The sequence below is a fragment of the Bradyrhizobium murdochi genome, from assembly GCF_000472965.1.
GTDB classification, from domain to species: Bacteria; Pseudomonadota; Alphaproteobacteria; order Rhizobiales; family Xanthobacteraceae; genus Bradyrhizobium; species Bradyrhizobium murdochi.
Window position 1 is genome coordinate 38880 of sequence record NZ_AXAU01000013.1, and the last position, 13589, is coordinate 52468.

The 13589-nt window shown below is 61.6% G+C and carries 14 protein-coding genes; 5 read left to right on the forward strand and 9 right to left on the reverse strand.

Going from position 1 to position 13589, the window contains the following annotated elements; genetic code table 11:
- Positions 1–267: 267 nt before the first annotated feature.
- The 4 genes from YUO_RS0123130 to YUO_RS0123145 form a co-directional block, all read right to left on the reverse strand.
- Positions 268–1203: a DMT family transporter gene (locus YUO_RS0123130; RefSeq protein WP_028349418.1), complete on the reverse strand. Its 936-nt coding sequence runs from the start codon at positions 1201–1203 to the stop codon at positions 268–270.
- Positions 1204–1435: 232 nt separating this feature from the next.
- Positions 1436–2446: a tripartite tricarboxylate transporter substrate binding protein gene (locus YUO_RS0123135; RefSeq protein ID WP_051379595.1), complete on the reverse strand. Its 1011-nt coding sequence runs from the start codon at positions 2444–2446 to the stop codon at positions 1436–1438.
- A 54-nt stretch (positions 2447–2500) separates the two neighbouring features.
- The gene (locus YUO_RS0123140; RefSeq protein WP_235782798.1) at positions 2501–3409 is read right to left on the reverse strand and encodes a VOC family protein; all 909 of its coding nucleotides are present in this window, start codon (positions 3407–3409) and stop codon (positions 2501–2503) included.
- A 52-nt stretch (positions 3410–3461) separates the two neighbouring features.
- Entirely contained in the window at positions 3462–4457 is a 996-nt protein-coding gene (locus YUO_RS0123145; RefSeq protein WP_028349421.1) for a zinc-dependent alcohol dehydrogenase family protein, read from the reverse strand.
- Positions 4458–4567: 110 nt separating this feature from the next.
- Here YUO_RS0123145 and YUO_RS0123150 point away from each other — a divergent pair, with 110 nt between their 5' ends.
- From YUO_RS0123150 to YUO_RS0123160, 3 genes are all read left to right on the forward strand, one after another.
- Complete coding sequence (locus tag YUO_RS0123150) at positions 4568–5269, forward strand: GntR family transcriptional regulator (RefSeq protein WP_028349422.1); 702 nt, start codon at positions 4568–4570, stop codon at positions 5267–5269.
- A 159-nt stretch (positions 5270–5428) separates the two neighbouring features.
- Entirely contained in the window at positions 5429–6295 is an 867-nt protein-coding gene (locus tag YUO_RS0123155; protein ID WP_028349423.1) for a fumarylacetoacetate hydrolase family protein, read from the forward strand.
- Entirely contained in the window at positions 6292–6885 is a 594-nt protein-coding gene (locus tag YUO_RS0123160; protein WP_028349424.1) for an amino acid synthesis family protein, read from the forward strand. The genes YUO_RS0123155 and YUO_RS0123160 overlap by 4 nt, the downstream gene beginning before the upstream one ends.
- Positions 6886–6955: 70 nt before the next feature.
- Here YUO_RS0123160 and YUO_RS0123165 read toward each other — a convergent pair whose 3' ends face one another.
- Both YUO_RS0123165 and YUO_RS0123170 read right to left on the reverse strand, forming a co-directional pair.
- Positions 6956–7183 (reverse strand): hypothetical protein, encoded by a 228-nt coding sequence (locus YUO_RS0123165; RefSeq protein ID WP_156908728.1) that lies wholly within the window; start codon positions 7181–7183, stop codon positions 6956–6958.
- A 304-nt stretch (positions 7184–7487) separates the two neighbouring features.
- On the reverse strand, positions 7488–8495 hold the full coding sequence (locus tag YUO_RS0123170) for an alpha/beta fold hydrolase (protein WP_028349426.1): 1008 nt from the start codon (positions 8493–8495) through the stop codon (positions 7488–7490).
- 119 nt (positions 8496–8614) lie between these two features.
- On the opposite strand from YUO_RS0123170, the gene YUO_RS0123175 reads away from it, so the two are divergent.
- Together YUO_RS0123175 and YUO_RS0123180 are read left to right on the forward strand one after the other, a co-directional pair.
- Positions 8615–9034: a CopG family transcriptional regulator gene (locus YUO_RS0123175; protein ID WP_028349427.1), complete on the forward strand. Its 420-nt coding sequence runs from the start codon at positions 8615–8617 to the stop codon at positions 9032–9034.
- Positions 9035–9039: 5 nt separating this feature from the next.
- Positions 9040–10242, forward strand: a complete 1203-nt coding sequence (locus YUO_RS0123180) for an extracellular catalytic domain type 1 short-chain-length polyhydroxyalkanoate depolymerase (RefSeq protein WP_028349428.1) — start codon at positions 9040–9042, stop codon at positions 10240–10242.
- Between the two features lie 189 nt (positions 10243–10431).
- Here the strand turns inward: YUO_RS0123180 and YUO_RS0123185 are convergent, their stop codons facing one another.
- The 3 genes from YUO_RS0123185 to YUO_RS0123200 all read right to left on the reverse strand — a co-directional run bounded on the left by YUO_RS0123185 (position 10432) and on the right by YUO_RS0123200 (position 13342).
- Positions 10432–10620 carry a hypothetical protein gene (locus YUO_RS0123185; RefSeq protein WP_028349429.1) on the reverse strand — a complete coding sequence of 63 codons (189 nt, stop codon included), beginning with the start codon at positions 10618–10620 and terminating at the stop codon, positions 10432–10434.
- Between the two features lie 647 nt (positions 10621–11267).
- On the reverse strand, positions 11268–12485 hold the full coding sequence (locus YUO_RS0123195; RefSeq protein ID WP_235782799.1) for an alpha-hydroxy acid oxidase: 1218 nt from the start codon (positions 12483–12485) through the stop codon (positions 11268–11270).
- A 41-nt stretch (positions 12486–12526) separates the two neighbouring features.
- Positions 12527–13342 carry an MlaD family protein gene (locus tag YUO_RS0123200; RefSeq protein ID WP_028349432.1) on the reverse strand — a complete coding sequence of 272 codons (816 nt, stop codon included), beginning with the start codon at positions 13340–13342 and terminating at the stop codon, positions 12527–12529.
- Positions 13343–13589: the final 247 nt, after the last annotated feature.

Sequence of the window (13589 nt, forward strand, 5' to 3'; positions counted from 1 at the left end):
AACGCGAACATATAGCTGTTTCCTCGGTTTGTTCTTCTGTTGAAATGGCCGGCAAGCTAGCCTGCCGAGGGACAAAGTGGAAGCCCGGTAAAAACGCTACGCCGCGTGGTTGGTGCGCGCCCAGGGCGCAGTGCGGCACCACAAGCGCGTTTACGCGCGTCTTCGACGCGCTATGGTGACGCGCTGCTGAACCGGGGCCCATGTGGGTCCCGGCTCTGCGGAGCAGCGCTGAAGTAGCGCTGCACCGCGTCCGGGACACGTAAGCTCTCATGCCTTCGCCGAAGCCCGTCTTGAAGCGATCACCACGCCGGCTAGCACCAGCGCATAGCCCACGAGATGGAATAACCGCAACTGCTCGCCGAGCAGCAGGATGGCCATCGCCGAGCCGAATACCGGCACCAGGTGGAAGAACGGCGCGGCACGGTTGGGCCCGATCAGCGCCAGTCCGCGGTTGAAGAACAGGTAGGCCAGCGTCGAGGGAAAGATTACGGCGTAGCCCAGCGTCGCCATCGAGATTATGTCGAATTTCAGCGTCGCGCCGATCGAGAATTCCCAGATCGAGAACGGCACCAGCATCAGCGCGCCGCAGCAGGTGGTGAATGAAATCAGCGACAGCGCATGCGTCACCGGGCGGCGCGGGATCAGCGCCGAATACAGTCCGAACGACACCAGCGAGCTCGCAAACATCAGGTCGCCGCGGTTGAAGCTGATGCCGGCGAGCGCACCGAAATCGCCGCGCAGGATGATGGTCAGGACGCCGGCGAGCGAGATGGTGATGCCGGCAAGCTGCGCAGCCGTCAGGCGGACGCCGAACAGCGCCAGCGACCACAGCGCGACAAACAACGGCCCTGCCGACTGGATCAATAGCGCATTCAGCGCCTCGGTATATTGCAGGGCCCAGTAGGAGATCGCATTGTTGTAGGCAAATCCGACCAGCGACAGGAACAGCATCATCGGCAGATGCGCGCGCAGCACCGGCCAGTCCTGCTTCAGATGCGGCCAGGCGAACGGCAGCAGGATCAGAAAGGTACCGATCCAGCGGACGCAGGACAGCGTCAACGGCGGTACGTGCCCGGCGACATGGCGCGCCAGCACGATGTTGCCGGCCCAGAACAGCGAGGTCAGGCTCAGCAGCAGGTAAGGCTGGTTGGTCAGCCACCGGACCGGATGGAAGGAAGGCGGCACTGGTGCGGGCTTGGTCATGGTCGCGAGGCGAGTAGGGCGAAAATTCCGCCGCACGACAAGTCCCGCGCGCGCAATGCACCCCCGCTGTCATGCCCCGCGAAAGCGGGGTATCCAGTACGCCGAGGCTTCTCGATTGACCCTGAACGTCTCTGGAATACTGAATCACCCGCTTTCGCGAAAGCGGGTGACGACAGCCTTATCGCTGAGAGCGCGGTGCCTCAGAGCTTTCCAGCAACCCCGGCGCAACCCCTCAGATGCGCGGGATACCTGCGTCGTTGATGACCTTCGACCACTTGTCGATCTCCGACGTGATCAGCGCGCGCATTTGCTCCGGCGTGCTGCCGCGGACCTCGCCGCCGGTTGCCGTCTCCAGCGCCGTCTTCGTTGCGGGGTCGGCCAGCATCGACTGGATCTCCGTGTTCAGCCGCTTCACGATATCGGGCGGCGTGCCCTTCGGAGCTACCAGCCCGGCCCAGGTGCGAACGTCGAAGCCCGCAACGCCGGCTTCCTGCACGGAAGGCACGTTCGGCAGCAATTTGGTGCGCGCGGGCGAGGTGACGGCGAGGCCGCGAATGGCGCCGCTTTCGATCTGGCCTGCGAGCAGCACGGTTGTCCCGACGATCACGGGAACATCTCCGGCGAGCAGGGAAGTGACGGTCAGTGAGTCACCGCGATAGGGGACGTGCACCATCTTGGTGCCGGCGGTGACGTTCAACAGCTCGCCCGCGAGATGATGCGTGCTGCCGAAACCGACCGAGCCGTAGCTCAGGGCATCGGGCTTGGCTTTCGCCATCGCAATCAGGTCCGCCAGCGTCTTCGCCTGATGGTCGGCGCGAACCGCGATTACCAGCGCGTAGTAGACCATCGTCGACAGCATCTCGAAACTATCGGTGGGGCTATAGGCGAGCTGCTTGTACAGCGCGCCCGAGATCGCGTGTGCGCCGGTGACGAGGCCGATCGTGTAGCCATCCGGCGCCGATTTGGCGACGGCGTCCGCAGCGAGATTGCCGCCGGCGCCCGGCTTGGCTTCCACCACCACCGGCTGCCCCAGGCGCTTGGAAAGTCCGTCGGAGACGATGCGCGCCTGGGCGTCGGCGGCGCCGCCCGCCGCAAAGCCGTGCAGCAGCCGGATCGGCCGATTGGGATACGTCTGCGCGGCGGCGATGGAAGGCGCCAGGCATGTGAGGCTAAGCGCTGCGGCAACGATGCAGCAGCGCAGGGCAAGCAACTGTCCGCGCAGGACGTTCAACGATCGAGCCATTTGTGTTTCACCCCTGGTGTTTTGTTTTTTGAACGTCAGTGGCGGCGTGCGCGATTACTTCACGCCGCGCATTGCCGGAGAAAATTCGGTGGCTTCCCTGGCTGGGCCGACGCCCCAGACGTCGCGCGGCAACCCGATCCAGGTCTTCGGCCGCTGCGGACGATCGTGGTGCCAGGGACGCGGCTCGAAATAGCCGAGCTCTTCGTCGAGCATCAGATCCATGCTGTAATAGAGCTCGATCAAGTAACCATCGGGGTTGTAATGGTAGACCGCCACGTTGTGGCCGGGTCCATGCCGCACCGGTCCCCAGAGAATCTGAAACTTGTTGCGGCCGAGTAGGTCGCAGGCCTGGTGCATGTGCGAGGCGTCGCGCAGCTCGAAGGCGAGATGATGCAGGCGGCCGTCGGTGCCGCGGGCAAAGTTCATCGCGTGGTGTTCGGGGCCGCAGCGCATGAAGACGAAATTCTCCTCGATGCGGTCGGAGACGCGGAAGCCGAGAACGTCGCCGAAGAACTTGGCGGTTCGCTCGGGATCGGGCGTATGGAGCGCGACGTGACCGAGCTTGACGACGGCAAGGCCACGGATCGGCTCGACGGCCTTGCAGAACTCCCATCTGGAAAACACTTCGATCCGGTGTCCGTCGGAATCGTCGAAGACGAGTGCCTTCGCTATTCCCGGCGCGGGGTCGCTCCTGACTTCCGATTTGATGCCGAGGCTTGCCAGCGATTTCTGCAGGTCGGCCGGATCGAGGTTGGGCGCAACTTCATAGGCGATGGAAGTCAATTGCGAGGCCGCACCGCGTTCGAGAACCAGTGTCAGCTCCTCGGACTCGGTGCCGAGCAGGATCCGGCCATCGCTGCGCTGGATGATGCCGAGCCCGATGATGGACTGGTAGTAGTCGAGCTGCGCCTCGATGTTCGGAGTGGTGAAAGTGACGTGTCGCAGCCGCTTGACCTTGATCATCTCGTGACCTCTTGAATTCAGGCAGAATGTTTCGGCCGTGCGGGCACCCAACTCAATCCGGGGTCATCACGATCTTGCCGAACGCCGCACCGGAATCGAGCAGTTCATGCGCGGCGCGAACTTCGGAGAGTTTGAAGCGCCTAGAGATCGACGGGCGAATGGCGCCATCGGCGAGATAGCCGATCACCTTTCGCATGATGTCGCGCCGGCCTTCGCGGTCCTGATCGTAGATGTGAAAGGAGAAGCAGCGGATCGCCGGGCAGATGTCGAGATATTTCCGCATCTCGCCCATCAGGTTTTCCGTCGGTAGTCCGGCAAACGCGTTGTAGGAGACGATGGTGCCCCATTTATCGAGCGCACCGAGATAGGAATAGAATTCGGGGCCGCAGACGTGATCGAGGACGAGACTGACGCCGCGCCCGCCGGTCAGCGCACGGGTGCGGGCGACCACGTCCTCGTCGCGATAATGGATGATCTCGTCCGCGCCCATCTTTCGCGCGAAGGCGGCCTTCTCCGGCGTGGAGACGGTGCCGACCACCTTCATCCCGGCGAGTTTTGCGAGTTGTACCAGCGACGTCCCGACCCCGCCGGCCGCGCCGATGACGAGGGCGGAGTGGGGCGGCGTAGCGGCGCCGCAATTGTGCAGCAGCGCCCAGGCGACCTGGTAGTTCGGCAGGCACACCGCGTCCTCGAACGCCACGTTGTCCGGCAACACGTGCACCGCGTCCGCAGGCGCTGCGACATATTCGGCGTAGCAGCCGCCGCGCTGGGCGAGGTCGCGCGCGCTCAGGAGCACCCTCTGGCCGACGGCAAGCCCGCTCACCTGCGCACCCATGGCTTCCAGGATTCCGGCGACATCATTGCCGGGATTGGCCGGCAGCGGCGGCATCCATTTGTAGACGCCGCTGCGGATCAGCTTGTCAGGCTGGCCAATGCCAAAGGCCTGGGCGCGGATCAGAACGTCCCGCTCGCCTACCGCCGGCATCGGCACCTCGACATAGTCGAGCGCCTCCGGGCCTCCAGGGCGATGCACCAGTACAGCCTTCATCGAGCGGCTCCCCAACTTTGCGTATTTTCGAAAATATGTCTCATTACGAAAATCATTGCAACGGGATTCTTTTGGGCTAGGATCGCGGCCTTCGGGTCGCGAGAGAATCAATGACGACGACAGCCCTCAAGGCGCGCAAGGAATTCGGCAAGACGCTCGCCTCCGACATCGCGCACCGGCTGAGGAACGAGATCGTCACCTGCCAGCTCAAGCCGAATGAATCGCTGAAATTCGATGCGCTGCGCCTGTCGTTCGGCGCCAGCTTCACGACGCTGCGCGAAGCCTTGACGTTGCTGGTGGCGGAGGGGCTCGTCGTCGCCGAGGAACAGCGTGGCTACAAGGTCGCGCCGGTGACGCTCGAGGACCTGCACGACCTGACGCATGCCCGCATCCTGATCGAGGTCGATCTGATGCGACGCTCGATCGAGAAGGGCGACGATGACTGGGAAATAAGGGTTATTTCGTCGCTTCACCGGCTCGTCAGGATCGAGGAGCGGGCGCCGGAGGATTACGCAAGCAATACCGAATGGAAGGCGGCGCACCGCCAGTTCCATGAGGCGCTGGTCTCGGCATCGGGATCGCCGACGCTGCTTGCCGTGCGAAACTCGCTGTTCGATCGCGCCGAGCGCTACCGCAATCTGTCGGCCATATTCCGGCCGCACCCGCGCGACAAGGCCGGCGAGCATCGCGCGCTGATGCAGGCTGCGATCGGCCGCAACGCCGATCAGGCGTGCGCCCTGATCGCCAGCCACATCCAGACCACGTCCAACAACGTCGCAAGATACGCTTCCGGCGTGATCAGCGCCGGCTGATCGCCTGCGGCCGGCCGGCAGCGGCCTTCCTCATAAAGTACTCAGTGGATGCCGCCTCGGCGGCGGATTTTGGTTGCGTTCGGCAAGATTTTCGAAAATAGTCTCTCCTGACGAAATTCCAGTTCATCAGCCCGTCCAACCGAGAAGGATACACGTCCCATGCGGCTGCTTTCATTTCTGAACAATGGCAGGGAGACCTGGGGAGCGATCGTCGGCGACGGCGTGGTCGACCTCGGGAGCAAGCTGTCCCACGCCACGCTGCAGGACTTCATCGCAAGCCCCGATTTCGAGAAGCGCGATCGCCTCGTGGCCGGCCACAAGCCCGACCTGAAGCTCGCCGACGTCAAATATCTTCCGGTGATCCCGCGACCCGAAAAGATCGTCTGCGCCGTGCGCAACTATCTCGACCACCACCGGGAGGCGGTGGCCCACGGCATGAAGCGGGAGATCACGGCGTTTCCGCCGATCTTTCTGCGGGTCTGGCGTTCCCAGGTCGGGCACGACGCGCCAGTGATCCGGCCGAAAGTGTCGACGCATCTCGATTGGGAGGGCGAACTCGCCGTCATCATCGGCAAGCCCGGCCGCTACATTTCCGAGGCCGATGCCATGGGCCATGTCGCCGGCTATTCGATCTATAACGACGTCAGCGTCCGCGATTACCAGATGCATGCGCAGCAGATCGCGGCCGGCAAGAATTTCGTCGGCACCGGGCCGTTCGGGCCGTGGATGGTGACGACGGACGAACTGCCCGATCCGACCAAGCTGAAGCTCGAGACCCGCATCAACGGCAAGACCGTGCAGAAGTCGGACACCTCGTTTCTGATCTTCTCGATTCCGCGGCTGATCAACTACGCCTCCGAGATCTTCGATCTGATGCCGGGCGACGTCATCGCCACCGGCACGCCTGCAGGTGTCGGCTTTACGCGCAAGCCGCCGATGTTCCTGGTTCCCGGCGACGTCGTCGAGGTCGAGGTGGAGAAGATCGGCGTGCTGCGTAACCCCGTGATCGATGAGGCCGCGCAGTGACGGCCCAAAGGACGGTCTACGACGTCAGGAAGACGCAAGTCTCGATCGAAGAAGTCTGGCACGAGCGCGGGCCGCGCCGGACACAGCCGCTATTGATCGGCACCGCGCTTGCCGTGATCAACAATCCCTATGCCGGCCGCTACGAGCCGGACCTGATGCCGTTTCAGGCCGGCTTGCGCGATCTCGGCCGGCAACTGGCGCGGACGTTGTGCGAGCGGCTTGGCGGCAGGGACACCATCGAAGCCTATGGCAAGGGCGCGATCGTCGGCGGCGACGGCGAGCTCGAGCACGGCGCGGTCTGGCACGAGGCAGGTGGCGCTGCGATCCGCGAAGTGATCGCGCAGGCCAAGGCGATCGTGCCCGCGGCAAAAACCGTCGGCGCGGTTGGTACGCGGCTGATGGTCCCGCTCGGCCATATCGAGGCGGCCTATGTCCGCAGCCATTTCGGCACCGCCGAGATGACGATCTGGGACGCGCCGCGGGGTGACGAGATCGTGTTCGGGCTGGTGATGGCGACCGGCGGCCGGACGCACGCGCGCATCGGAGGGCTTTCGGTCGACGCGATCTCAGTGCACGACGGGCAACGATGAGCGTAGCGTTTTCTCGCCCAAACCGATGCCTTCAATTTCCGAGATCGCGCACTGACCGGACATGTTGCGCCTAGTTTGCTCGCGCGGATCTTCTAAGCGTCAGCACATGGACCACAGCCACGATGACTGAGAACAGCAGCAAACCTATTTCAGCGCCGTGAACTTTGTCCGGAGCGTAAGTTGAGGCGACCCAAATCAGCAATCGAACTGAAAGGGCGAACGCCACCATGCCCCAAAGCCCCACTGCATTGGGTGCGTACCAAGTTGGCTCGCCGTCGAGCCTCCACTGCATAGCCATGCGAGCGCTCCTGATGCGAGGTCCAAAATAAAGATTGCACCCGGCAAGAAAGGCGACGGCTGGCCAGAACACAAGGTCAGCAACCAACATGAGTGTACCTTCTAGTGCAAGACCGCCCCAGTTGGGGGCCTCTTATTTGCCGATTATTGGCCCAAACGGGTTAAGGGGCATCTGAACAGAATTATCAATCTTGAGCGATTAGGCGCGATTTCCGGGTTTGGCACCAAGCCGACCTGACGTTGATCCTGAGCGACGTCCGCTGTCGAAGCAAAGCGGCAATCGACAATTTGCCCTTAGGTCGGCGTCACAGTTGGCGCCCGCGCATCCAATCAATTACCTTAGGCCAGATTTTTCGATGCGCCTGCCTGCCCACAAGTGGTCCCACGTGCTGAAGCGCCACTCCGATTTCTCGCTCATACGAAAATATCGAAGGGTTCTTCAACGCTCCTAAGACCGACAAGGATGGGACCACTCGGCTTGCATGATCGACAATTGCCGCGACGGGTATTTTGGCCAGCGAGTCGGATCGGGCATCCCGCCCCAGCAAATGAAGCTCGTTGCGCGCGAATCGGTCTTCACGGTAGAGTAGCTGGATTACATCTCGGATCAGTTGGCCGCTGGGCGCGAACTCGTCCAGACTCCAACGAATGACGGCAACATGGATTGCCAACGCTTCCGGATCCAGCAAGCTTGCGCAGCTATCGCTATAACGCCCGATAACGAATTCTTCCGGTGCCGCGACAACGCTCGCCAGATCGAGCAGACTTCCCGGAACAGCACCGAGCGGCGCTGTTGGCGAAGACAGCACAATCGGCGCTAGTGCTCCGGTCTGTTCGCCGAACTTTAGGGGAGCTTCAACAAGCACGAGTTTGCTGACCAGGCGCGGCTCAATGGCCGCAGTGATCGCGGCAAGGGTCCCACCAAGAGAGTGCCCAACGAGGATGGATGGGCCGCGATGCTCGGTCGCGACTATGTCAGCTGCAAGGCTGAGCGAGCGTATGCTGGATTCAAGGTCCGACTTGCCATCCTGTTCCTCTGGCCATTCGTACAGGTAGACGGCAAATCCCGCCTGGATGAGACGCCGCACCACGCTCACGTCCGGCAAGAGGTCGAATATGTAGGCCCGCTTGATCGGGGCGGGTACAATCAAGGCTGACGAAGGGTTCGCCGCGGACTGTGCGTAGCGGCGTAATCGGAAATCAGGATGCTCAACGCGGTCCCATGCCGTTTCATGCGGCCCGTAGCCCGCACTTTCCAGCATTTCGCCAACTGACCTTCTAAAGGTGTCGCTAACCGAAAAAATCGGAAACATCGTCTCGCGCCCCCGGAATGCACTTCAAATTGGAGAACCCACTAGCGTTCCGTCCGTTGACAGGCTGCCTTAGCATCCATATACCATCCACATAGATGGCGCTAGGATGGAGTGAGGCCATGACAAGCAACGTCCGCGAACTCCGGCCAAAGCCCCCGGAAAGCGAAAAAATCACGATCAATCTCGGCTATGTCGATCTTGGTCAGGTCGACTTGATGGTTCAGGAAGGTTTCTACTCGAACCGTACCGATTTCATTCGAACGGCAATCCGCAACCAGTTGGAACGTCACGCGGACGTCGTCAAACAGTCAACGACCCGAAAAAGTTTGGATCTGGGTCTGAGGCACTTCAGCCGAGAGGATCTCGAAGCGGCGCGGCGAGCCGGGGAAATGCTGCACATCAACGTTTTGGGCCTTGCCAGTATCGCTCAAGATGTCACGCCCGAGCTTGCTCGCGCCGCAATTGCTTCGGTCTGCGTCCTGGGCGCTTTGCAGGCCAGTCCGGCGGTCAAGGCCGCGCTCGTCGATAGAACACGGTGAACGCGATGCTCAGACAGGACATAGTTGGCGAAGCCACACGCCTCACGCGCGCTGGCCGACTCGTGGAGGCCACCGCGCTCCTTCAACGCATGCTGCGCGACGAAATCGCGCCAGACCCGGAAGCGCGCATCGGTCACCCCGCGCTTATTGGACAAGAGCCGTCGGTCATTGACGCGAAGGCCAATGCTGTTGAGGAGAACGATAGCCCGGACCTGGCGCGGCCGCCATCCGCTGAACCTCGCATGCTCCGCGAGTTTCTCAATCGCACAAGGCAGCGCCCTGGGTTCAACTTGCGCGCTGTGATTGAGCGCAAGCCGCTTTCCCCGTTAGATATCGTGCCTGACGGCACAAGGTTCATCGAAGGAACCTACAGCAATCCGGCGGGAAGCCGTGCCTACAAGCTTTTCATCCCCAGCCGCTATCAGGACCAATCGCTTCCTTTGGTCGTGATGCTACACGGCTGCACTCAATGCCCAGACGATTTCGCCGCTGGTACGAGGATGAACTTCATCGCTGAAGAACAACCTTGCTTTGTGGTCTATCCGGCCCAGCGCAGCGAGGCAAACCAGGCGAAATGCTGGAACTGGTTTCGCCCAGCCGACCAGCAGCGGGGCAAAGGTGAACCCTCGCTTATCGCGGGCATCACTCGCCAAGTCATGCACGACTTTTCGATCGATCCAAATCGTGTCTATGTTGGTGGACTATCGGCCGGAGCTGCCGCTGCTGCGATCATGGGAAATACTTATAAGGATCTGTACGCAGCGATCGGCGTACATTCTGGCCTTGCCTGCGGGGCCGCTATTGACCTTCCATCTGCGTTGGTCGCCATGCGACAAGGTGGCGGAGCCAGTCATAGGGTTACTTTATGTGATGGGCCACCCGTCCCAACCATTGTTTTTCACGGCGATTGCGACACTACCGTGCATCCCAACAACAGCGATCAAATTCTTGCGCAGTCTGCGAAAGCGATGAACCTGCAAAAGAAGGTTGTTCGCGGCCAGGTACCTGGAGGGCATGCCTATACCCGCACGATCCTTAGCGACGCGAATGGGCGCGGAATATTGGAGCATTGGGATATCCACGGAGCTGGTCACGCATGGTCCGGAGGCAACCCTGTCGGCTCCTACACTGATCCGAAAGGACCGGACGCAGCAAGGGAAATGCTGCGTTTTTTCCTCGAGCATTCGCTCCCACAGCAATCAGGTTAGGGTCAGCCCGCTCGCGGCACTTTCGGAAATGACGGGTCGAGCCGACATGTCAGCTCATTGAGGCAAAGCGGACATACTCAGAGCAGACAGTGTTACAGGACTTAGCGGTGTGGTTGGACTTGTTAGCTGGACCTCTGTGGCCGAGTACTCAGGGCTGCCTCTTCCGTGTTTCATTGGAAGGAGAAGCGGCTAGATGATCTCCACGCCAGGATCGTTGCCTGGTACGACAAAATCCGGGTTTGCAGGTGACGGTGAAATACCGCGCTCAACGATGCCAGTGGCTACCAGCCACTCGTTTGCATTGCCGCTAGCAAAAATTACAAGCGCATCCTGGTTGGGAAGCGCCTGCAGTCGAATTATGAGCTCTTTGACGGTCATCGCGATTTCTCCTGACGACAGGTCCTTGCTAGCCAGTCGTAAGAAATCGTCGCCTCGATCTCGATCTTATCGAGAAGAGACCGTCGTCCACCAAATCAAATGTTAACGTGTAAAGCCCGCCTTGTCCGTGACGTAAGCCGGATCATCTCGTCCGTCCAAACCTGGTGCCCCGTTCCGCCTCTTGCGCAAGCTTCAGCCAATCCTCCGCAAGGCGCACCCAAGCCTCCTTATCCAGAGGGCTCATGGCCTTCTCCGCCAGCTCACGGCATTCCTCAGCTTCCTTACGGAACCTCTCCGCGTCGGTTTGGGACGAGGATGTCATCTGCGGTTCTTTCCCCCTTCATCTACATGGGTATGGCGTTGTCTGTGGGAACAGCACCGAGCTATCCCGCGAAACGCGTCTCGCGATTGGCCGTTCCAAAGAAGATAATCGGCATTTATATTATTGCTGCGGATCGCCTAACGCGCTCTGCGCTAAATTCGACCGTTCCGCGCCGCGCGTGAATGTGCGAGAGCGGTAGGTCTGCTTCTGGGCACTTTCCGGACCTGGGGTGATTGTCTGACTTGAGTCCGGGATGCGCGCCTAAGCGGACGTCCACTGATCAGTCTGAATTTATGGGTTCACGCCCTATGATCAGAATTGCGCCTCAGAACTTCCGCACCAGATCCGGCGTGATCTCGCTGAGCTTGCGGACTCCGAGCAGTGCGAGATCGCGGTCGATCTCGGCCTTCAGGAGCCCGATCGCGCGCTGTACGCCGGCTTGGCCGCCTGCGATCGCCGCATAGAGGAAGGGGCGGCCGACCCAGACGAAATGCGCGCCGAGCGCGAGCGCCTTGATCACGTCGGTGCCGCGGCGGATGCCGCCGTCGACCATGATCGTCATGCCCTTCGCTTCCGCTGCAATCTCCGGCAGCGTGCGCAGGCCGGAGACCGTGTAATCGAGCTGGCGGCCGCCATGGTTGGAGAGCATCACGCCGTCGACGCCGCTCTCGCGCGCGATTCTAGCGTCGGCCGGTGAGACCAGGCCCTTGACCACGAGCTTGCCCTTCCACTTCTTGCGGATCAGTTCGACATGCTTCCAGGCGAGCTGATCGCGGGCGCCGATGTTGCGCATCAGATTTTTCGCCAGCACCGGCGGGCCGCGCTGCGCGTCCATGTTCTCGAAATGCGGCATGCCGTGGTTAATCGCCGTGCGCGCCCAGGTGCCGAACAGCCAGTGCGGATGCGTGACCGTGTCCCAGAACACCCGCGGCGTGATCGCAAGCGGCACCTGAAAGCCGTTGCGGATGTTGTTCTCGCGGTTCGGCGGCACCGGCACGTCGGCGGTGACGACGAAAGTGTCGTAGCCGGCCGCCGCCACGCGATCGACCAGCGGCTCGATCCGCTCAGGTAAGCCGGCGAGATAGGCCTGGTACCACGCAGCCTGATTGGCGGCGCGGACATCCTCCAGCGTGATCAGGGAGGAAGCGCTCAAGATCATCGGAACGTTCTCGCACCTAGCGGCTTGCGTCAGCACGATGTCGCCGCGGTAGGCGCACAGCGCCGAGGAGCCCATCGGTGGAATGCCAAACGGCGCGGCGTAGGTCTTGCTGAACAGCGTCGTGGTCTGGTCGCGGCCGGAGACGTCGTTGAGCACGCGCGGCACAAAACCGTATTCGTCGAAGGCTTTGCGGTTGTCGCGCAGCGCGGCATCGGTCTCGGCGCCACCGGAAATATAGCCGTAGAGAAATTTTGGAATCCGCCGCCGCGCCACGGATTCGAAATCGTCGAGCGAAAGATATTTCTGTAGAGCCCGCGGCACCGCGCTCTCGGTGCGGGTCACTGTCGGAGGCGGCGCAGTCAAGCTTGCGGATTTGTCTAGCACGTCGGGCGTTCCATTTTTTTGATTGTTATGCGAACGGCAGGTTAGCGGCGGGGAGGCGGTCCGCCAAATTTCTGGCCGGCCTTGTTGACGGATTCGCTGACGTCGCCGAGCATTTTTCGCGTCTCGGCGATCACCCGCCCGGACTTCTTGTCGAAACTTTCGATCAGCTCGCGCAGCGAAATCACGGTCGGCAGCAGTTCGCCGCCATACTTGTCGCTGGCGAGGCTGCCGAGGAAATCCTTGGTCTTGTCCATTGCGCCGTCGACCGCGCCGATGCCGGATTCGGCGGTTGCGATGATGGACGTGATTTTCGTGCCACTGTTTGAGAGCGAGGCGGTGAACGTCTCGAAATTCCGCAAAGTATCCTTGATCGCCACCTCGTTGTCGGCAATCACGCGGTCGACGTTGCGCAGCGCCACGCGGATTTTTTCCTGGGTATTGAGCATTCCTTGCGGATCGGCGCTGAGCTCCGGAATGCCGTCCGCGCCCTTCGGCGGCGGCGGCGCCTCGTCGGTGCCGCCGGTAAACGAGATCGCTGCTATCCCCGTCAGCCCCTGAAATTCGAGGCCGACCTGGGTGTCGCTCTTCACCGGCGTGTTGCCGTCGATCATGGCAAGCGCGACCACGCGGCGCGGATGGTCGAGCTTCAGCGACACCACTTCGCCGACCCGGATGCCGGCGAAATTGACGCTGCCGCCGTTGCGCAGGCCCGAAGCCGAGCCTTCGAAGATCACGCGGAACGGCACCTTCTGCTTGATCCCGGCGAGCTTCTGGTAGCTGAGCCACGCAGCAAGCGACCCGGCGATCAGGGCCAAGGTCAAGGTGCCGATCATCAGATTGCTGGCGCGGACTTTCATCGAAGATGCCTTAACGAAGCAGGCCTAAGAGATAACGGTTTTGTGACGGCAAGTCACCGCCGCGAATCACCGACGTGCACTCATAAATCGGCTGTACTGCTGCACCGCTCGCCCGCTCTGCTCTGAAAACGACAGGGGCCGACAGGACAGCGAATCCGTTTGGGGCCAATTTCAGCCGCAAACGATCCTTCCTCCTGCGCTGGCTGTCGTATATGAGAGATTTGCCGTCCTTTTAGAGCGAATTGGC

Bases quoted from the DNA above. Each gene is read 5' to 3' on its own strand.
- YUO_RS0123155 (WP_028349423.1), top strand. From the start codon at position 5,429: ATGCGGCTGCTTTCATTTCTGAACAATGGCAGGGAGACCTGGGGAGCG.
- YUO_RS0123165 (WP_156908728.1), bottom strand. From the start codon at position 7,183: ATGGCTATGCAGTGGAGGCTCGACGGCGAGCCAACTTGGTACGCACCC.
- YUO_RS0123130 (WP_028349418.1), bottom strand. From the start codon at position 1,203: ATGACCAAGCCCGCACCAGTGCCGCCTTCCTTCCATCCGGTCCGGTGG.
- YUO_RS0123180 (WP_028349428.1), top strand. From the start codon at position 9,040: ATGCTCAGACAGGACATAGTTGGCGAAGCCACACGCCTCACGCGCGCT.
- YUO_RS0123170 (WP_028349426.1), bottom strand. From the start codon at position 8,495: ATGTTTCCGATTTTTTCGGTTAGCGACACCTTTAGAAGGTCAGTTGGC.
- YUO_RS0123145 (WP_028349421.1), bottom strand. From the start codon at position 4,457: ATGAAGGCTGTACTGGTGCATCGCCCTGGAGGCCCGGAGGCGCTCGAC.
- YUO_RS0123200 (WP_028349432.1), bottom strand. From the start codon at position 13,342: ATGAAAGTCCGCGCCAGCAATCTGATGATCGGCACCTTGACCTTGGCC.
- YUO_RS0123135 (WP_051379595.1), bottom strand. From the start codon at position 2,446: ATGGCTCGATCGTTGAACGTCCTGCGCGGACAGTTGCTTGCCCTGCGC.
- YUO_RS0123140 (WP_235782798.1), bottom strand. From the start codon at position 3,409: ATGATCAAGGTCAAGCGGCTGCGACACGTCACTTTCACCACTCCGAAC.
- YUO_RS0123150 (WP_028349422.1), top strand. From the start codon at position 4,568: ATGACGACGACAGCCCTCAAGGCGCGCAAGGAATTCGGCAAGACGCTC.
- YUO_RS0123175 (WP_028349427.1), top strand. From the start codon at position 8,615: ATGACAAGCAACGTCCGCGAACTCCGGCCAAAGCCCCCGGAAAGCGAA.
- YUO_RS0123185 (WP_028349429.1), bottom strand. From the start codon at position 10,620: ATGACCGTCAAAGAGCTCATAATTCGACTGCAGGCGCTTCCCAACCAG.